General features: G+C 40.5%; 14 protein-coding genes and 1 pseudogene. 9 read left to right on the forward strand and 6 right to left on the reverse strand.

Annotation, left to right across the window (positions count from 1 at the left end; genetic code table 11):
• Positions 1–21: 21 nt before the first annotated feature.
• Genes rexB through M1F97_RS03175 form a run of 3 tightly spaced genes read left to right on the forward strand, consistent with a single transcriptional unit; the run spans position 22 to position 8,143 of the window.
• Positions 22–3,297, forward strand: a complete 3,276-nt coding sequence (gene rexB / locus M1F97_RS03165) for an ATP-dependent nuclease subunit B (protein WP_247944158.1) — start codon at positions 22–24, stop codon at positions 3,295–3,297.
• Positions 3,294–6,947: a helicase-exonuclease AddAB subunit AddA gene (gene addA, locus M1F97_RS03170; protein WP_247944159.1), complete on the forward strand. Its 3,654-nt coding sequence runs from the start codon at positions 3,294–3,296 to the stop codon at positions 6,945–6,947. The genes rexB and addA overlap by 4 nt, the downstream gene beginning before the upstream one ends.
• Before the next feature lie 17 nt (positions 6,948–6,964).
• Positions 6,965–8,143 (forward strand): hypothetical protein, encoded by a 1,179-nt coding sequence (locus M1F97_RS03175; protein WP_247944160.1) that lies wholly within the window; start codon positions 6,965–6,967, stop codon positions 8,141–8,143.
• Between the two features lie 32 nt (positions 8,144–8,175).
• On the opposite strand, the gene M1F97_RS03180 is transcribed toward M1F97_RS03175, so the two are convergent.
• Together M1F97_RS03180 and mazE are read right to left on the reverse strand one after the other, a co-directional pair.
• Positions 8,176–8,532, reverse strand: coding sequence for a type II toxin-antitoxin system PemK/MazF family toxin (locus tag M1F97_RS03180; protein WP_247944161.1), 357 nt, complete (start codon positions 8,530–8,532; stop codon positions 8,176–8,178).
• The gene (mazE, locus tag M1F97_RS03185; RefSeq protein ID WP_084975361.1) at positions 8,516–8,731 is read right to left on the reverse strand and encodes a type II toxin-antitoxin system PemI/MazE family antitoxin; all 216 of its coding nucleotides are present in this window, start codon (positions 8,729–8,731) and stop codon (positions 8,516–8,518) included. Before mazE ends, M1F97_RS03180 begins: the two co-directional genes overlap by 17 nt.
• A gap of 209 nt (positions 8,732–8,940) precedes the next feature.
• Here mazE and ylqF point away from each other — a divergent pair, with 209 nt between their 5' ends.
• The 6 genes and pseudogenes from ylqF to xerS all read left to right on the forward strand — a co-directional run bounded on the left by ylqF (position 8,941) and on the right by xerS (position 14,664).
• On the forward strand, positions 8,941–9,792 hold the full coding sequence (gene ylqF, locus M1F97_RS03190) for a ribosome biogenesis GTPase YlqF (RefSeq protein WP_247944162.1): 852 nt from the start codon (positions 8,941–8,943) through the stop codon (positions 9,790–9,792).
• A complete protein-coding gene (locus M1F97_RS03195) occupies positions 9,779–10,558 on the forward strand; it encodes a ribonuclease HII (protein WP_247944163.1) in 780 nt (259 codons plus the stop codon). The genes ylqF and M1F97_RS03195 overlap by 14 nt, the downstream gene beginning before the upstream one ends.
• Before the next feature lie 12 nt (positions 10,559–10,570).
• On the forward strand, positions 10,571–12,121 hold the full coding sequence (locus M1F97_RS03200; protein WP_247944164.1) for a ClC family H(+)/Cl(-) exchange transporter: 1,551 nt from the start codon (positions 10,571–10,573) through the stop codon (positions 12,119–12,121).
• Between the two features lie 50 nt (positions 12,122–12,171).
• Positions 12,172–12,912, forward strand: a complete 741-nt coding sequence (locus M1F97_RS03205; RefSeq protein WP_125847501.1) for a CPBP family intramembrane glutamic endopeptidase — start codon at positions 12,172–12,174, stop codon at positions 12,910–12,912.
• Between the two features lie 158 nt (positions 12,913–13,070).
• Positions 13,071–13,414, forward strand: a pseudogene (locus tag M1F97_RS03210) (MepB family protein).
• 179 nt (positions 13,415–13,593) lie between these two features.
• Positions 13,594–14,664 carry a tyrosine recombinase XerS gene (gene xerS, locus M1F97_RS03215; protein ID WP_000817873.1) on the forward strand — a complete coding sequence of 357 codons (1,071 nt, stop codon included), beginning with the start codon at positions 13,594–13,596 and terminating at the stop codon, positions 14,662–14,664.
• 79 nt (positions 14,665–14,743) lie between these two features.
• Here the strand turns inward: xerS and M1F97_RS03220 are convergent, their stop codons facing one another.
• From M1F97_RS03220 to M1F97_RS03235, 4 genes are all read right to left on the reverse strand, one after another.
• Positions 14,744–15,385, reverse strand: a complete 642-nt coding sequence (locus M1F97_RS03220; protein WP_247944165.1) for a hypothetical protein — start codon at positions 15,383–15,385, stop codon at positions 14,744–14,746.
• Positions 15,386–15,490: 105 nt separating this feature from the next.
• Entirely contained in the window at positions 15,491–16,480 is a 990-nt protein-coding gene (locus M1F97_RS03225; protein ID WP_247944166.1) for a lipoate--protein ligase, read from the reverse strand.
• Positions 16,481–16,539: 59 nt separating this feature from the next.
• On the reverse strand, positions 16,540–18,243 hold the full coding sequence (gene lpdA, locus M1F97_RS03230; RefSeq protein ID WP_247944167.1) for a dihydrolipoyl dehydrogenase: 1,704 nt from the start codon (positions 18,241–18,243) through the stop codon (positions 16,540–16,542).
• 46 nt (positions 18,244–18,289) lie between these two features.
• Complete coding sequence (locus M1F97_RS03235) at positions 18,290–19,333, reverse strand: dihydrolipoamide acetyltransferase (protein WP_247944168.1); 1,044 nt, start codon at positions 19,331–19,333, stop codon at positions 18,290–18,292.
• Positions 19,334–19,664: the final 331 nt, after the last annotated feature.

The following is a 19,664-nucleotide window of genomic DNA, read 5'->3' on the forward strand; positions in this document are numbered from 1 at the left end:
GAGAAACCAAACGAGGCAGAGATGAAATTACTTTATACTGATATTCGGACTTCTTTGACAGAAATTCTAACCAGAGAGGCGGAAGAGTTAGTTGCTGCAGGCAAGCGGGTTTTCTACATCGCCCCCAACTCTCTTTCATTTGAAAAGGAACGCGCCGTGCTGGAATGCTTGTCCCAGCAGGCTTCTTTTGCGATTACCGTAACGCGCTTTGCTCAAATGGCTCGTTACCTGGTTTTGAATGACTTGCCTACAAAGACCAGTCTTGATGATGTCGGTCTTGGGATGGCTTTTTATAAGTGCCTTGCGGAACTAGATCCCAAGGACTTGCGTGTTTATGGTGCGATAAAGCAAGACCCTCAATTTATCCAGCAGTTGATTGAACTTTATCACGAGGTGACAACTGCTCAGATGAACTTTTTGGACTTGGAAAGTTTGACCGATGAGGATAAGAGAGCAGATTTACTCTTGATTTTTGAGAAAGTAACTGCTTATCTCAATCAAAACCAGTTGGCTCAGGGAAGTCAGTTGTCCCATTTGATTGAGGCTATTGAGAATGACAAGGTAAGTAGTGATTTTAGTCAGCTTGCCTTGGTCATTGACGGTTTTACCCGTTTTTCTGCCGAGGAGGAGCATGTGGTGGATCTGCTCCATCGCAAAGGTGCCGATATTGTCCTTGGTGCTTATGCAAGTAAAAAGGCTTATACCAGTCCTTTCGCTGAAGGCAATCTCTACCAAGCTAGTGTAGAATTTCTTCATCATTTGGGGGCAAAATACCAAACACCTGCTCAGAATCGTTCTCAGACGCATGAGAAGATCGATAGTTTTGACAAGGCCTCACGTTTGCTGGAGTCTTCTTATGACTTTTCAGAACTCGTTTTGGATGTTAATGAGAAAGACCGTGAAAACCTGCAAATCTGGTCTTGTTTAACACAAAAAGAAGAGTTGGAGTTAGTAGCCCGTAGCATTCGTCAGAAATTACATGACCATCCAGAATTGAGTTACAAGCATTTTCGTATTCTCTTGGGAGATGTAGCTTCTTATCAGTTATCACTGAAAACTATTTTTGACCAGTACCAGATTCCTTTCTATCTTGGTAGAAGCGAATCTATGGCTCACCACCCTTTGACTCAGTTTGTGGAGTCTATTTTGCGTTTGAAACGCTACCGTTTTCGTCAGGAGGATTTGATTAATCTCCTCAGAACTGGTCTGTATACTGACCTTAGCCAAGCGGATATTGATGCTTTTGAGCAATATCTCCGCTATCTTGGCATCAATGGCTTGCCTGCTTTTCAGCAGACCTTTACCAAATCCCACCATGGAAAATTTGATTTGGAACGTTTGAACGCCATTCGTCTACGAGTTTTGGCGCCACTTGAAACCTTATTTGCCAGTCGAAAACAAAAGGCTGAAAATCTCTTGCAAAAGTGGAGTACTTTTCTAAAAAATGCTGCATTAAGCAAGCAGATGCAAGGTTTAACATCCCCTATGGAAGCCATAGAACAGGAGAGACAAGCCGAAGTTTGGAAAGCTTTCTGTCATGTTTTAAAACAATTTGCGACCGTTTTTGATGGTTCACAAGTTAGTCTGGAGGACTTCCTAGCCTTGCTCCACTCAGGGATGACTTTATCTCAGTATCGAACCATTCCAGCGACAGTGGACACTGTTATGGTGCAGAGTTACGATTTGATTGCACCACTGACTGCTGACTTTGTCTATGCCATCGGACTCACTCAGGATCATTTACCAAAAATCGCTCAAAATACCAGCCTTTTGACAGATGAAGAGAGAGAGACCTTAAACCAAGCGACAGAAGAGGGGGCTCAACTGCTGATTGCAAGCAGTGAAAACCTAAAGAAAAATCGCTATACCATGCTTTCCTTAGTCAATGCCGCTCGTAAACAATTGATTTTGTCAGCACCAAGTCTTCTCAATGAAAATGAGAGCAAGGAATCTGCCTATCTTCATGAACTGGTGAGTTTTGGATTTAGCCGAAGAGAAAAGAGGATGAACCATAAAAATCTTAGTAAAGAAGATATGGGTTCTTATCACAGTCTCTTGTCCAGTCTAGTTGCTTATCATCAGCAGGCAGGTTCAAGTGAAAATGAAAAAGATGTCACCTTTGTCAAGGTTTTGGCTCGTGTGATGGGGAAAAAACTTGATCAAAAAGGTCTTACAAATCCAGCTATCCCAACTAGCCCAAGCAGCAAGCCATTAGAGAAAGAGACCTTGCAGGCTCTCTATCCCGCTGACAAGGAGTTTTACCTGTCTACGTCTGGTTTGACGGAGTTTTACCGCAATGAATACAGTTATTTCCTCCGTTATGTCTTAGGCTTGCAGGAAGAATTGCGCCTACGTCCAGATGCTCGCAGTCACGGGAATTTCTTACATCGTATTTTTGAACGTGCCTTGAAACTCCCTGCTGAAAATCCGTTTGATCAACGTCTGGAGCAAGCTATTAAGGAAACCAGCCAAGAACGCGAATTTGAAGCCATTTATCAGGAAAGTCTGGAAGCCCAGTTTACCAAGGAAGTTCTACTTGATGTTGCACGGACTACGGGCCATATTCTCCGCCATAATCCAGCCATCGAAACCATCCAAGAGGAGGCAACATTTGGCGGCAAAGACCAGACCATTATTCAATTGGATAATGGTCGCAGTGTTCATGTGCGAGGTAAGGTTGACCGAATCGATCGCCTGAAAGCCGATGGAGCACTAGGGGTAGTAGACTACAAGTCTAGTTTGACCCAGTTCCAGTTTCCTCACTTCTTCAACGGGCTTAATTCCCAACTGCCAACCTATTTAGCTGCCCTAAAAAGAGAAGGGGAGCAGAACTTTTTCGGCGCCATGTACTTGGAAATGGCTGAGCCTGTTCAATCTCTCATGACCGTTAAGAATTTGGCAGGAGCAGTAGTAGAAGCTAGCAAGTCAATGAAATACCAGGGACTCTTTTTAGAAAAAGAAAGCAGTCACTTGGGCGAATTTTATAACAAAAACAAGGCCAATCAGCTGACAGACGAGGAATTCCAGCTCTTACTAGACTATAATGCCCATCTTTATAAGAAAGCAGCTGAGAAGATTTTACAAGGCCAGTTCGCCATCAATCCATACACAGAGAATGGCAGAAGTATTGCCCCATACGTTCAACAACATCAGGCTATCACTGGCTTTGAAGCCAATTACCATCTAGGTCAAGCACGCTTTCTAGAGAAGTTAGATTTAGCGGATGGCAAGCGTCTGGTCGGAGAGAAGCTCAAGCAAGCTTGGTTTGAAAAAATGAGAGAGGAGTTGAATCGATGAAGCCCATTTCCTTTTTAATTGAGGAAGAAATTCAAAAATTGCAAGAAGCAGAAGCGAATTCGAGCAAGGAACAGAAGAAAACGGCCGAGCAAATCGAAGCCATTTATACCGCAGGGCAAAATATTCTAGTCTCAGCGTCTGCCGGTTCAGGGAAAACCTTTGTCATGGCAGAACGCATTCTTGACCAATTAGCACGTGGTGTGGAAATTTCTCAACTCTTTATCTCGACCTTTACCGTCAAGGCTGCTACTGAACTAAAAGAACGCTTGGAGAAAAAAATCAGCCAACAAATCCAAGAAACCGATGATGTTGATCTCAAACAACACTTGGGACGTCAGTTGGCAGATCTGCCAAACGCGGCCATCGGAACCATGGACTCCTTCACACAAAAGTTTCTCGGCAAACATGGCTATCTGATTGATATTGCACCCAATTTTCGTATTTTACAAAATGAAAGTGAACAGTTAATCCTCAAAAATGAAGTTTTTCATCAGGTTTTTGAAGAGCATTACCAAGGTGAGAATAAAGAGAAATTTAGCCGTTTGGTGAAGAACTTTGCTGGGCGAGGCAAGGATGAACGTGGTCTGCGCCAGCAAGTCTACAAAATCTATGACTTTTTGCAATTGACCAGTAATCCTCAAAAATGGCTTAGTGAGTCTTTCCTCAAAGGATTTGGAGAAACTGATTTTACTAGTGAAAAAGAAAAACTAACTGAGAAAATCAAGCAGGTACTTTGGGATTTGGAAAGTTTTTTCCGTTATCATCTGGATAATGATGCCAAGGAGTTTCCAAAAGCTGCCTATTTAGAAGCTGTTCAACAGGCTCTGGATGAAATTGGCTCCTTAAATCAAGAGTCCGATAGTCAGGCTTATCAAGCAGTGCTTGCTCGTGTTGTCGCCATCTCGAAAGAGAAGAATGGTCGGGCTCTAGCTAACTCTAGTCGAAAGGCTGATTTGAAGCCACTTGCAGATGCTTATAACGAGGAGAGAAAATCCCAGTTTGCAAAACTTGGACAACTAGCAGACCAGATAACGATTCTCGACTATCAAGAGCGTTATCATGAGGACACATGGGATCTAGCTAAAACCTTCCAAACCTTTATGAGTGATTTTGTGGAGGTTTATCGTGAACGTAAACGCCAGGAAAATGCCTTTGAATTCGCTGATATCAGCCATTACACCATTGAGATTTTAGAGAATTTCCCACAAGTCCGTAAGGTTTATCAGGAGCGATTCCACGAAGTCATGGTCGATGAGTATCAGGATACCAACCACATTCAGGAACGGATGCTGGAATTGCTGTCGAATGGTCACAATCGCTTTATGGTAGGAGATATCAAGCAGTCCATCTACCGTTTCCGTCAGGCAGATCCACAGATTTTTAATGAAAAATTTCAACGCTATGCGCAAAATCCTAAAGAGGGCAAGTTGATTCTCCTCAAGGAAAATTTCCGCAGTAGTTCAGAAGTGCTGTCAGCAACCAATGATGTTTTTGCACGCCTTATGGACAAAGAAGTCGGCGAAATCAACTATGACAGCATGCACCAGCTTGTTTTTGCCAATACCAAACTAACTCCCAATCCAGACAACAAGGCAGAATTTCTCCTCTACGATAAGGACGACAGTGGGCAAGAGGAAGAAGAGAGCCAAGCAGAAACGAAACTCACTGGGGAAATGCGCCTAGTGGTCAAGGAAATCCTGAAGCTCTATCAAGAGAATGGTGTAGCCTTTAAGGAAATTGCCCTTTTGACTTCCAGTCGCAGTCGTAATGACCAGATCCTCCTAGCTCTGTCAGAGTACGGGATTCCTGTTAAAACAGATGGAGAACAAAATAATTACCTCCAATCCCTAGAAGTGCAAGTCATGCTAGACACTCTTCGTGTCATCCACAATCCCCTGCAAGACTACGCCTTAGTTGCACTGATGAAGTCTCCAATGTTTAGCTTTGACGAAGACGAGTTGGCACGTTTGTCTCTTCAGAAAACAGAAGATAAAGTACAAGAGAATCTTTACGAGAAGTTAGTCAATGCTCAAAAACTCGCAACAAGTCAGAAAGAGTTAATTTACAAGGATCTAGCTGAAAAACTAGATCAATTCATGGATATTTTAGATTCTTGGCGCTTATATGCCAAAACCAATTCTCTCTATGACTTGATTTGGAAGATTTATAATGACCGTTTTTATTATGACTATGTTGGGGCTTTGCCTAACGGTCCTGCTAGACAGGCCAATCTCTATGCCCTAGCACTGCGTGCTGATCAATTTGAAAAGAGCAATTTCAAAGGCTTGTCTCGTTTTATTCGTATGATTGATCAAGTTTTGGAGGCTCAGCATGACCTCGCAAGCGTTGCAGTCGCGCCGCCCAAAGATGCAATAGAGCTCATGACCATCCACAAGAGTAAAGGGCTGGAGTTTCCTTATGTCTTTATCCTCAATATGGATCAGGACTTCAACAAGCAAGACTCGATGTCAGACGTCATTCTCAGCCGTCAAAATGGGCTTGGTGTCAAGTACATTGCCAAAGTGGAAACAGGAGCTGCGGAAGCACACTATCCTAAAACCATCAAACTCTCCATTCCCAGTCTAACTTATACGCAGAATGAAGAAGAACTGCAATTGGCTAGCTATTCAGAGCAGATGCGTTTGCTGTATGTTGCCATGACACGGGCTGAGAGAAAGCTTTATCTTGTCGGTAAGGGCTCTCGTGAAAAACTGGAAGCCAAGGAATATCCAACAGCTGAAAACGGAAAACTAGATAAACATACCAGACTTCAAGCTAAGAATTTCCAAGATTGGATATGGGCGATTAGTAAAGTATTTGCCAAGGACAATCTCAACTTTAGCTATCGTTTTGTTGGTGAAGACCAGTTGACTAGAGAAGCTATTGGTCAGTTGGAAAACAAGAGTCCTCTACAAGATAGTTCTCAAGCAAGTAACCGGCAAGCAGAAACCATTAAAGAAGCCCTTGAAATGCTGAAAGAGGTGGAAGTTTATAATACTCTTCACCGCGCAGCCATTGAACTACCAAGTGTTCAAACTCCAAGCCAAATCAAGAAATTCTACGAACCCGTTATGGATATGGAAGGGGTAGAAATTACTAACCAAACAAAATCATCAGAGAAGCAATTCAGCTTCAATTTACCTGATTTTTCAACCAAAGAAGAGGTAACAGGAGCCGAGATTGGTAGTGCAACCCACGAACTCATGCAGAGAATTGACCTTAGTCAGCAACCAACACTTGCTAGCCTGAAAGATACTCTTAAACAAGTTCAAACTGGTCCAGCTGTTAGGGAAAAGATCAATCTTTCTAAAATCCTAGCTTTCTTTGATACGCCACTTGGTCAGGAGATTCTTGCTAATACCAGCCATCTTTATCGCGAGCAACCTTTTTCTATGCTCAAGCGAGACCAAAAGAGTCAGGAAGACTTTGTTGTTCGTGGAATCTTGGACGGATATCTGCTTTTCGAGGATCGTATTGTCCTTTTCGACTACAAAACAGACCGTTACGACGAACCAAGTAAACTAATAGACCGCTATCGTGGTCAGTTAGCCTTATACGGAGAGGCATTATCACGAGCCTATTCGATTGAAAATATTGAGAAATACCTGATTTTACTCGGTAAAGACGAGGTTCAAGTTGTAAAAGTATAACCTAGAAAGGAAACCTCATGCCACTTCCAGTTAGAAAATCCCTGCACGATGCGGTTTTACAAGCTTCAAAAGCTGATACTTGGGATCAAGCTACCAAGGAATGGAATGAAGTTTCCTTGATTTTTAATGGTATTGGGCACAGTAACTGTATCTGTGGAAATGCCATCAAGTACGCCTACGAACTCTTTAACGGAGTTACAGGTCAACGCCTCTTTCCTATCGGCAGTGACTGTGTTCGCCATTTTCATCGACTGAGTTTAGACCAGCAACTGGAAGAGGAAGAAAAACTGCTCAGAAAGTTTGAAAATCTAACCAGAAAGGCTCAGAAAAAGGAAAATATCAAGGTCAATAAAAGCGATTTTGACGAACGACTTCTAAAATGGTTTTTGGAAAAAGGTGTCTTCAAAGCCAATCGTGGCAATCAATTTGCACCTGAGAAAGATTACCAGCTTTTCCTAGAAGTTTTTCAAGGAGGAAGTTGGACCAAGGCAGAGCCAAAAAAGAAGGCACGTCTGGAAGAAGTACTGGAAAAGTGTATCAAACCTTTTCTACTTGGTAAGTCTGATGACCAACTCTACCTTGTCAAGCTAGGTAAGGAGAAAATAGACTACGAGCAGCATTTACGGATTCAAGCAGAGAAAGAACGCAAGAAGAGAGATAAAATCGCCAAGCAATACGCAGATAATCTCATCCTAGCCATGGGGCCTGCAGAACGAGCTTATCAAGATTACTTTGGCTTTACAGAAACCTTGACCCTAGAAGAACGAAAATGGGAGAAAATCCTCTTTGGAAAAAATAGAGAAGAACGGGCTATCAAGGCTAAACAAAACCAAAAGGAGCTGGAAAAGGATCAGCGAATTGCAAATCAAGATCCTATTGAACGAAAGCAGAAGCAGACCTGGATTCTCAATTCTTATTTTCGTGCTTTTCCTGATGAAAAAGCTAGATTTTCTCGACTCTTACTAGAGTATCGAAAAAGTGGTGAAGTACCCTTTTCAGATGATTACTTATCTGAACATCTCATTGACTTTTTCTACAAGATGAAAGCCTTTGAGTTTGAGATTGCACCAGAACAAGTTCGAGATTTTCTAAAAGAATGTCTTCAGACAGAACATCTATCATCAGCACAAGAAAGCTGGATTAGAGGGATTTTGTCAAACTGCCTTCACCCGTTTTTAGAAAGATTACTCATATAGAAAAAATCCTACCTTGTCATGCATGGTAGGATTTATGTATCTCCAAAGATATATTGATACAGTTGGACGACTTTCTGAAAACGTTGCGTATCCATACTTGTTATTTTTTGAGCATTGCGCATCCGAAAATCAAAGGTATAAAGTTGAAATGGATTGACAGCACCATCTACCTTATCCGACGAAACAGGAACGAGCAGGCCTTTTTCTGCTAAATGCTTTTGACCATGGGTAATGGGACAGACAGCCACAAAACCAGTTTGCAAGGCATATTCCCTCCTAGAAACAACCAAGGCAGGGCGCCGTTTTTGAATTTCACGACCAACTGATGGATCAAAATCAAGCCAAATGATATCTTGCTTTTCAGGAATATACTCAGATTTCGCTATCAAGTGACATTACTCCTTCAAAATCATTTGTCATTCTTAAATCAGCAATCCCATCAAAAGGATCTTTTAGTTTTGGCGCCAAGACAATGACCCCGTCAATTCCTTTGTAGACAACCATTTCTTGACCTTCTGTCATACCCAAATTTTTAGGAATGGTCACTGTGAGAGAATTTCCCACCTTCCGAGTCTTTACTGTATTCATCGCTCTACCTCCACGAAACCGTATATACAAAGTATATACCAAACTACACATTAAGTCAAGTGAACATTGAATTACATAAATTTAGTTATGTACTATAGTGTGATTTTATTTTAGTCAAAGCCTGTGCAAAAACACCTAATTTATGATAGAATAGATGGTGAGAAAGAAAACGTTTTATTACGTTTTTTTAGTCGGAAGGGGAAAATATTATGGCTACTATTCAATGGTTTCCAGGCCACATGTCTAAGGCTCGGCGACAGGTTCAGGAGAATTTAAAATTTGTTGATTTTGTGACGATTTTGGTGGATGCTCGCCTACCTTTATCTAGTCAAAATCCTATGTTAAATAAAATTGTTGGTGATAAACCAAAACTCTTGATTTTGAACAAGACAGATCTGGCTGATCCAGCAATGACAAAAGAATGGCGTCAGTACTTTGAATCACAGGGAATTCAAACTCTGGCTATAAATTCTAAAGAGCAAGTTACTGTGAAAGTTGTGACAGATGCAGCTAAAAAGCTTATGACTGATAAGATCGCACGCCAGAAAGAACGCGGTATCAAAATCGAAACCTTGCGGACCATGATTATCGGAATTCCAAATGCCGGCAAGTCAACTCTCATGAACCGTTTGGCTGGGAAAAAGATTGCGGTTGTCGGCAATAAACCAGGTGTTACCAAGGGGCAACAATGGCTCAAAACCAATAAAGACCTTGAAATCTTAGACACACCAGGGATTCTTTGGCCTAAGTTTGAAGATGATGCTGTCGCACTCAAACTAGCCCTAACTGGAGCAATTAAAGACCAATTGCTTCCAATGGATGAAGTCACCATTTTTGGTCTCAATTATTTCAAAAAACATTATCCAGAAAAGCTAGCTGAACGCTTCAAACAAATGAAAATTGAAGAAGAAGCACCTGTTATCATTATGGATATGACACGTGCCCTTGGTTTCCGAGATGACTACGACCGCTTTTACAGCCTCTTCGTTAAGGAAGTCCGTGATGGAAAACTCGGTAACTACACCTTAGATACATTGGACGACATTGATGACGACGATTAAAGAAATCAAGGAACTTCTTGCTACTGTCAAAGAATTAGACAATCCCCTTTTTCTTGAACTGGGAAAGGATCCTCGTTCTGGAGTTCAAAAGGAAATCAGCAAGCGTAAAAAAGCCATTCAGGCTGAACTGGATGAAGACCTTCGCCTGGAAACTATGCTTTCCTATGAAAAAGAACTTTATAAACAAGGACTAAGCTTAATAGCAGGCGTTGACGAGGTCGGCCGTGGGCCTCTGGCTGGTCCTGTGGTCGCTGCAGCAGTTATCTTGCCAAAAAATTGTAAGATTAGAGGCCTTAACGATAGCAAAAAGATCCCCAAAAAGAAACATCTGGAAATTTATCAAGCTGTTCAAGACCAAGCTTTAGCAATCGGTATTGGTATCATGGATAATCACATCATTGACCAAGTCAATATCTATGAAGCGACCAAACTGGCCATGAAGGAAGCAATCTCCCAGCTCAGTCCCCAACCTGAGCACCTCCTGATAGATGCTATGAAACTGGAGTTACCAATTTCACAAACCTCCATTATCAAAGGAGATGCTAACTCCCTCTCGATCGCAGCGGCATCTATAGTGGCCAAGGTGACACGGGATGAATTGATGAAGGACTATGATGAACAATATCCTGGATATGATTTTACAGCTAATGCAGGATACGGGACAGCTAAACATCTAGAAGGATTGGAAAAACTAGGTGTCACCCCAATTCACCGAACCAGTTTTGAACCAGTCAAAACACTGGTTTCAACCAAGAAAGATAAGTAAGAGGAAATGATTATGGAGGAACAGTCAGAAACACTTAGTTCCAAGAAAGAATTTGCCTTTGCCTCAAGCACCATATTATCCCAAGTTGGACGAGGAATCATTGTTGGTCTCGTCGTCGGGCTAATCGTCGGATCCTTTCGTTTCTTAATCGAAAAGGGCTTCCACCTGATACAAGGACTCTATCAAGATCAAGCGCACCTAGTGCGCAATCTTTTTATCATTGGTATATTTTATTTAATAGTTTGCTGGCTTAGTGTGAAACTAACTCAGTCAGAAAAAGATATCAAGGGTTCAGGAATTCCTCAAGTCGAAGCCGAGCTGAAAGGACTGATGACTCTTAACTGGTGGAGTGTTCTCTGGAAGAAATATATTCTAGGGATTCTTGCTATTGCCAGTGGCCTTATGCTAGGTCGAGAAGGGCCAAGTATTCAACTTGGAGCAGTTGGTGGTAAAGGCATTGCCAAGTGGCTAAAATCTAGTCCAGTAGAGGAACGTTCCCTGATTGCCAGTGGATCTGCTGCAGGCTTAGCCGCTGCCTTTAATGCACCGATAGCAGGTCTCCTCTTTGTTGTAGAAGAAGTCTATCATCATTTTTCACGCTTTTTCTGGGTCTCAACACTAGCAGCTAGTCTCGTAGCAAACTTTGTCTCACTACTCATATTTGGCCTAACACCCGTACTGGATATGCCAGACAACATTCCTCTCATGACCCTAGACCAGTATTGGATTTACCTGGTTATGGGAGTTTTTCTCGGGCTTTCTGGTTTTATCTATGAGAAAGCTGTACTCAATGTTGGTCAAATTTATGAATGGCTTGGTCAAAAAATCCATTTGGATAGAGCTTATTATCCAATCCTAGCCTTTATCCTCATCATACCAGTCGGAATTTTTTTACCTCAAATTCTTGGTGGTGGAAATCAGGTCGTTCTTTCCTTGACTGAGCAAGATTTTAGTTTTCAGGTTTTATTAGCTTACTTTCTGATTCGCTTTGTTTGGAGCATGATTAGTTATGGAAGTGGGCTCCCAGGAGGAATTTTCCTTCCCATTCTGGCACTTGGTTCCTTACTAGGTGCCCTAGTCGGTGTTATTTGTGTCAATCTTGGACTTGTCAGTCAGGAACAATTCCCTATATTTGTCATTTTAGGAATGAGTGGCTACTTTGGAGCAATTTCCAAGGCTCCATTAACTGCTATGATACTCGTAACCGAGATGGTCGGGGATATTCGCAACCTCATGCCTCTTGGCTTAGTGACCTTAGTTGCCTACATCGTCATGGATTTGCTCAAGGGTGCTCCAGTCTATGAGGCCATGCTTGAAAAAATGCTACCAGAAGAAGCAACAGACGAAGGAGAAGTTACCCTAATTGAAATCCCTGTTTCTGATAAAATAGCAGGAAAGCAGGTTCACGAGCTCAACTTGCCACATAACGTACTCATCACCACCCAAGTCCATAATGGCAAAAGCCAAACAGTTAACGGCTCAACTAGAATGTATCTTGGTGATATGATTCACCTGGTGATTCCAAAAAGTGAAATTGGGAAAGTCAAAGATTTGTTGTTGTAATTTATTTTACATAATTTATTTTACGTAAATTAAATTTGAAAGGATTCTCTATGAAAAGAAGTAAGGCAATTGCGGTATATTTGCTAGGCACATTTAGCCAAATAGTATCAGTTTGTCTCCTTTTCTTTTTCTTGAATCATTTTTCTGTTCATTCCAATCTATTAACTGTTTTAGGAATCATTGTTGGTGGGATTTCTTCAGCTCTTTGGGGAATAATTGTTGCAAATCACTATTTTCATATTCATTTTAAGAAGATCGTAAAAGATTTTTTTAACATCCATACTAGTTATAAACATTATTTATTATCTTTTTTCCTAATTATCCTTGATTTTTCTTTTCTAATGTTGGGTGGGAAAATAATAGAATTTAGCTGGTATCTCCCATTTTTGATGTTCTTCAAATTTATTGTATTTGGTGGTATAGAAGAGATTGGATGGCGATATGTCTTTCAACCAATCTTACAAGAGAAGCTGCCATATTTTTACTCAACAATCTTAACTTTTTTTAGCTGGGCGCTTTGGCATCTATTGTTCTTTTACATGGATGGTTCCCTAGCAACTCTGCAAACTCTACCGTTTTTATTTGGATTGCTGACAAATTCTTTCATACTCTCAGCTCTTTATATCAAAACAAAGAATCTTTGGATTTGCGTTATGACACATTCGATCATTAACGTCTTGTCTCAGCTAACCATAGATACTGATCGATACGAAACCTACCTGATTAAAATTTTCGTCATTTTGATATCCTGCTATATGGTAATACATAAAAAAGATGAGTATAGTCGGTAGCTAATTTTGTTGGAAACAGTATTATTCTTTGGAAAAGTTATTTGCTATGGAGGACAAACATCATAATGAAAATACTCGATGTTCTATATAATTTTTATGGCGATTTTGATTTCATTGAAGAAAAATACAATGAAAAATACGAAGGTATTCTTATCAAGATAAAGGAAGAGCAAGAATATAAAAGATGTCGCTTGGCAAAAAAAACACCAAAAAAAGAAGGATATTTTACCGTTTTCTGGAAAAAAACCAAGATAACAAGAACGTTCCTTATACTAATGAAGATCTTGGGACTGAGCTGATTATCGTTGTCATCGATAAAGATAAGGTGGGACTATTTATTATTCCAAAAGAGGTGGCTATTCATAAAAAAATTCTCTCAACAACAAATTGCAAAGGAAAAATGTCTATGAGATTTTATCCTCCTTGGTGCACAAATTTAAATACAACAGCTCGAGCAACACAAAAATGGCAATTGCAATATTTTAGAGAAATTGAAATATAAACATATTGCCGGATTACATACACACAAAAGACCTGTTTCTTATGATTGTGGAACCAGGTCTTTGTTTTTTCTAGAATCCATCAAACACTTATAACGTCTTTCCGAAAAACTATAATTTTCTTGAAAAATATGTAAGTCTATGCTATACTACTAGTAGATATATTTATGGAGAAAAACATATGAAACGTGAGATTTTACTAGAACGAATCGACAAACTAAAACAAATCATGCCCTGGTATGTTCTGGAATACTACCAATCTAAGCTTGCTGTTCCCTATAGTTTTACAACCTTGTACGAATATCTCAAGGAATACGATCGATTTTTCAGCTGGGTTTTGGAGTCTGGCATTTCAAACGTTGATACAATGGCCGATATCCCCTTATCTGTCTTAGAACATATGACAAAAAAAGACATGGAATCCTTTATCCTATATCTACGTGAACGCCCATTGCTGAATGCCAATACAACCAAACAAGGTGTCTCTCAGACAACAATCAATCGAACCTTATCGGCACTTTCTAGTCTTTATAAGTATCTAACTGAGGAAGTTGAAAACGACCAAGGGGAGCCTTATTTCTATCGTAATGTAATGAAGAAAGTTTCAACTAAGAAAAAGAAAGAAACCCTTGCTGCCAGAGCTGAAAACATCAAGCAAAAACTCTTTCTAGGCGATGAAACAGAAGGTTTTCTGACTTATATCGACCAAGAATACCCACAACAGCTTTCGAATCGGGCTCTTTCGTCATTTAATAAAAATAAGGAACGTGATTTAGCCATTATTGCTCTTCTCTTGGCGTCTGGTGTTCGCTTGTCTGAAGCAGTTAATCTCGATCTAAGAGATCTCAATCTCAAAATGATGGTCATTGATGTCACACGTAAAGGGGGCAAACGTGACTCGGTTAATGTCGCTGCCTTTGCTAAGCCTTATCTAGAGAATTATCTAGCCATTCGAAATCAACGCTATAAGACGGAAAAGACAGATACAGCACTCTTTCTGACCTTATATCGTGGTGTTCCCAATCGTATCGATGCTTCCAGTGTTGAAAAAATGGTTGCTAAGTACTCTGAGGACTTCAAAGTGCGTGTAACCCCCCACAAACTACGCCATACCCTGGCAACTAGGCTCTATGATGCAACTAAATCGCAAGTTTTGGTCAGCCACCAATTAGGACATGCCAGCACGCAAGTCACTGACCTCTATACCCATATCGTCAATGATGAACAAAAGAATGCTTTAGATAGTTTATAAGTGTTACATATTATAAATTATGTAAAGTAACTATCGCTAAAAAACGAAAGATCAATTCCTTTTATCTTTCGTTTTTTAGTTATTTAAACTCAATCCAGTAGTTACGGTGTGGCTCTATAATTACTGGTTTACCCCAAAAGGCTTGTAGATAGGCTAGATTTGCTGGGCTTACAGGTTTTTTTGAATCATTGTACTGCTCAGCACTCTCTTTAGTTAGAAAACATTCTACTGCTTCATAAGAAGTTCCATCAGATGATTCTCTTTCGATTCCCATATACGAAATTTCGTCACCATTTTTAAGATCGTCAGTTAACAGTTTACCAATAAAGAACACTGTCTTATTTTTCATAAATTCATAAGCCTTACTATTTTCCAGTCGGTTATTTGCTGCAGCATACATAATACAAAAACTATCAACAATATCTTTCAAAGGCATTAAGTCTTCTTTGTTTACTTTGATTTCATCGGGCAGAAGACCGCCAATTATAAGATTTTGGAAATGGGCTTGCTGGATTATATTATCTAAGGCCATTCCTAAAGGTATTTGAACAGCTTGGTATCCTAAAGGCTGCAGCTCTTTATTTTTCTTATCATAATGTTCTTGTGTGATACTTATATTTAAACTTTCTGTTTGAGAAATTTCTTCATTTCTATAAAAAGCAACAACATTGCGGTCTAACTGTTCAAATAGATTAAGACTTTCTACTGGAATTTCTAACATTAATGAATAACTCCTTTTCATTTTTCCTCTCTATTATACTCTAATCAGCTTGATTATTAAGTTTAACCCTAATAAAAGAATCCATCATAAATGGATTCTTTTTCCTTACCCCACTACTGCTTCAGCAATTTCTTCACGGCTGATACCAGCAAAATAGCGTGTAATATCGATGGTCTCTAGAGCTTTAAGGACATCTTCGCGTTCGTATTTCACTCCACGAAGGACATCTTCTACTGCAGCAACGTCTTCAATACCAAAGAAGTCACCATAAATCTTGATATCTTGGATTTTTGATTCAATGATGTTGGCAAAAACTTCAACCTTACCACTAGTGAATTTTGTTCCACGACGAATGTTAAATTCAGGTGATTTACCGTAGTTCCAGTCCCAAGTACCAAACTTGGTATCCTTGATACGATTGATTTCGGCCAATTCTTCTTCTGAAAAGACGTATTCAGTCATCTCTGGGTACTCTTTTTTCATGTATTCCAATAGCAAATCACGGAATTCTTCAACTGTGATTTTTTCTGGTAATTCACTGACAATATTGGTTACACGGGCACGGACAGATTTCACACCTTTTGATTCAAATTTATCTTTTGAAACCTTGAGGGCGTTAGCAAGGACTGACAAATCAACGTCAAAGAGCAAGCAACCGTGGTGCATGATACGCCCATTGATATAGGCCTGGGCATTTCCACAGAATTTTTTGCCATCAATCTCAAGGTCATTACGGCCAGTGAACTCAGCTTTAACGCCTAGTTGAGCCAAGGTATTGATAACTGGAGTTGAGAAGCTCTTGAAGTCAAATGCCTTGTTTTCATCTTCTTTTGAAATGATGGTGTAGTTGAGGTTGTTTAGATCGTGATAAACAGCACCACCACCACTGATACGGCGGACTACCTCAATACCATTTTCGCGAACATAATCACGGTTGATTTCTTCGATAGTATTCTGGTGACGTCCAACAATGATAGATGGTTTGTTAATCCAAAGAAGGAAGATTTGATCCTCATCCAAAAGGTGTTTAAAGGCATATTCTTCCAAGGCGATATTAAAGGCAGTGTCGTTTGAATGATTGATAATATATTTCATGATATCCCTTTATACGATATAGACTGGAAAATATCTTTCCAGTCTATTCTATCTTCGATTTATTTTTTCTTCGGTGAATGGATGGCCATTCCTAGTACATCCGCAAATGCTTCGTACATCACTTCAGAGTATGTTGGGTGTCCGTGGATGGTCTTAAGCATTTCTTCAACAGTGATTTCCATTTCGATAATACTTGACGCTTCGTTAATCAATTCTGCAGCTGCAGGACCGATGATATGGACGCCAAGGATTTCTCCGTATTTCTTATCCGCAATGACTTTAACGAAACCTTGAGCTGCATCAGAAGCAATGGCACGTCCGTTAGCCGCAAAGTTGAATTTACCGATAGCGACATCGTATTTCTCACGAGCTTGCTCTTCTGTTAAACCTACTGCTGCTACTTCAGGAAGAGTGTAAATGGCTGCAGGAGTCAAGTTAAGTTTCGCTACAACGTGATTTCCTTTAAGCGCATTTTCAGCTGCTACTTCACCCATACGGAAGGCTGCGTGGGCTAACATCTTGGTACCATTGATATCACCTGGTGCATAGATACCTGGAACAGAAGTTTCCATGTATTCATTAACCTTGATACGACCACGGTCTAACTCGAACTCAACATCGCCAATACCTTCAAGATCTGGAACACGACCGATTGAAAGAAGAGCTTTGTTTGCGATGATATCGTCTTTTCCTTCAACCTTGATACGAAGTTGACCATCTTCCTCGATGATTTCTTGCAGTTTTGTACCAGTTAAGATGGTCATACCTTTGCGCTCAAGAATCAAACGAAGGTTCTTAGACACTTCAGCATCCATGGCTGGAACGATACGATCCATCATTTCAACAACTGTAACTTTTGAACCAAAGGTCATGAAGGCTTGACCGAGTTCGATACCAACAACCCCACCACCGATGATCACGAGGCTTTCTGGCACTTCATTCATTTCAAGAATGTCATCACTAGTCATCACGAGTGATGATTCCATACCAGGAACGTTTATCTTGCTGACTTTTGAACCACCAGCAAGGATGATTTTCTTGGTTTCAAGCAATTCCGAACCATTTACCAAGACATTCTTGTCTTTAGTGATGGTACCAATTCCTTTATGAACAGTAACTCCGTAGCTACGAAGAAGACCTGCCACTCCGCCAACCAAAGTATTAACAACCTTAGACTTGGTTTCAAGGAGTTTATCCATATCTACAGTGAAGTTTGGATTTTCAATCACAATACCACGATTTGCTGCATGACCGATGTTTTCGATGATTTCAGCGTTGTGAAGGTATGTCTTAGTTGGGATACATCCACGGTTCAAGCATGTTCCACCGAGTTCAGATTTCTCAACAAGGGCTACCTTCCCACCGAGTTGGGCAGCTTTAATCGCTGCAACATAACCAGCAGGACCTCCACCAATTACAACGATATCAAAGGCATCATCGCTCTTACCATCGTCGTTTGAGGCACTAGCTGCAGGTGCAGGTTTTGATTCTGGCGCTGCCGCTCCAGCGGTTGGGATATTTTCACCTTCTTCGCCAAGATAACCGATAACTTCCGTTACAGGGACAGTTTCACCATCTCCTTTGAGGATGGCAATCAAGTATCCGTCTTCTTCGGCTTCCAATTCCATGCTGACTTTGTCAGTCATGATTTCCAAAAGGATTTCTCCTTCTTTTACAAATTCCCCGACTTTCTTATTCCATTGGACGATTTGTCCTTCTGTCATATCCACGCCGGCTTTTGGCATAATTACTTCTAAGGCCATGTCTTACTTCCTTTATCTATATCTCTAAAAATAAATACTGTATTATTTAAACCAACATTGAGATTGGGTTCTCAATTAAGGCTTTCAAGTCTTTCATAAACTTAGCACCAGCCATACCATCTACAACACGGTGGTCAATAGTTAATCCTAGGCTCATGATAGGACGAATAACAATTTCACCATTGACAACTACAGGTTTCTCTACTGTTGAGCTAACTCCGAGGATTGCTGAGTTTGGTTGGTTAATAATAGGACCGAAGGACTGAACGCCAAACATTCCCAAGTTGCTGATTGTGAAGGTTGAATTTTGCAGTTCACTTGGAGACAATTTACCATCCAAGGTACGACCAATCACATCCTTGAAGGCTACAACCAACTCTGATAAGCTCATCTTTTCAGCATTATAAACAACAGGTGTCATTAGGCCATTATCCATACCGACTGCCATAGCAAGGTTGACATAGTTATGAGTGATAATGGTCTTACCATCTTCAGTCAATGAAGCGTTGATGTAAGGGTGTTTCATCAATGTCTTAACAACAGCCAGTGAAAGAAGATCAGTAACCGTAATTTTCTTACCAGTTGCTTCCATGATTGGTTCAAGAACCTTCTTACGAAGAGCTAGCATTTCAGACATATCGACATCATAGTTGAGTGTGAAGGTTGGCGCAGTTAGGTAGGATTCAACCATACGTTGGGCGATGACCTTACGCATTGGTGTCATTGGAATACGCTCAATCTCACCATAAGGAGTGATATTGTCTGGAACTTCTTCCACTTTTTCGATTTGAGCAGGTGACTTGATGGTGTCGTTTTCGATATTTTCAGGAAGGAAGGCCAAAACGTCCTTCTTCATGATCTTACCACGATGACCAGTTCCTTGGATTTCCTGCCAAGCAATGTTATGTTCAAGGGCAATTCGTTTTGCAAGTGGCGAAATGCGAACCACGTTTGTGTCTTTATAAGTTTCCACGTCTTCTTTGTGGACACGACCGTTTGCACCTGAGCCAGAAACGTCGTAGAGGTTGATACCTAGATCATCCGCTAACTTTCTAGCCGCAGGAGTCGCTCTTAGCTTGTCATCAGCCATGACCTCTCCAATTCTAATTATGATACTAAGGGCGTAAAAAGCGACCGAAAAATAGGAAATCAACGCAGACTTCGATGAAGTCAAGAAGATTTATCTTTTTTCCGAGCTTTTAGCCCGTGTTCAACTCTACAAGTAACTTGGACACGGAACGTGTCTCAAGTTACTACGGTTGCCGCTATCAGGCGGTCAACCTAGTAAACTTACTAAGTCGTTCGTCGAATAAAATCGATTCGACTCCCTCCTGTCGCAACTTTACAAACAACTTGGATACAAAATATATCTCAAGTTACTAAAGTTAAAAACTCAAAATTTTTACATAACTTATCTTATG

Source organism: Streptococcus oralis, assembly GCF_023110435.1.
Classification (GTDB): domain Bacteria; phylum Bacillota; class Bacilli; order Lactobacillales; family Streptococcaceae; genus Streptococcus; species Streptococcus oralis_CF.

Excerpts from the sequence above, each read along its gene's own strand:
- M1F97_RS03205 (WP_125847501.1), top strand. The coding sequence starts at position 12,172 with ATGAAAAGAAGTAAGGCAATTGCGGTATATTTGCTAGGCACATTTAGC.
- xerS (WP_000817873.1), top strand. The coding sequence starts at position 13,594 with ATGAAACGTGAGATTTTACTAGAACGAATCGACAAACTAAAACAAATC.
- addA (WP_247944159.1), top strand. The coding sequence starts at position 3,294 with ATGAAGCCCATTTCCTTTTTAATTGAGGAAGAAATTCAAAAATTGCAA.
- rexB (WP_247944158.1), top strand. The coding sequence starts at position 22 with ATGAAATTACTTTATACTGATATTCGGACTTCTTTGACAGAAATTCTA.
- ylqF (WP_247944162.1), top strand. The coding sequence starts at position 8,941 with ATGGCTACTATTCAATGGTTTCCAGGCCACATGTCTAAGGCTCGGCGA.
- M1F97_RS03220 (WP_247944165.1), bottom strand. The coding sequence starts at position 15,385 with ATGTTAGAAATTCCAGTAGAAAGTCTTAATCTATTTGAACAGTTAGAC.
- lpdA (WP_247944167.1), bottom strand. The coding sequence starts at position 18,243 with ATGGCCTTAGAAGTAATTATGCCAAAAGCCGGCGTGGATATGACAGAA.
- M1F97_RS03195 (WP_247944163.1), top strand. The coding sequence starts at position 9,779 with ATGACGACGATTAAAGAAATCAAGGAACTTCTTGCTACTGTCAAAGAA.
- M1F97_RS03175 (WP_247944160.1), top strand. The coding sequence starts at position 6,965 with ATGCCACTTCCAGTTAGAAAATCCCTGCACGATGCGGTTTTACAAGCT.
- M1F97_RS03225 (WP_247944166.1), bottom strand. The coding sequence starts at position 16,480 with ATGAAATATATTATCAATCATTCAAACGACACTGCCTTTAATATCGCC.
- M1F97_RS03235 (WP_247944168.1), bottom strand. The coding sequence starts at position 19,333 with ATGGCTGATGACAAGCTAAGAGCGACTCCTGCGGCTAGAAAGTTAGCG.
- M1F97_RS03200 (WP_247944164.1), top strand. The coding sequence starts at position 10,571 with ATGGAGGAACAGTCAGAAACACTTAGTTCCAAGAAAGAATTTGCCTTT.
- mazE (WP_084975361.1), bottom strand. The coding sequence starts at position 8,731 with ATGAATACAGTAAAGACTCGGAAGGTGGGAAATTCTCTCACAGTGACC.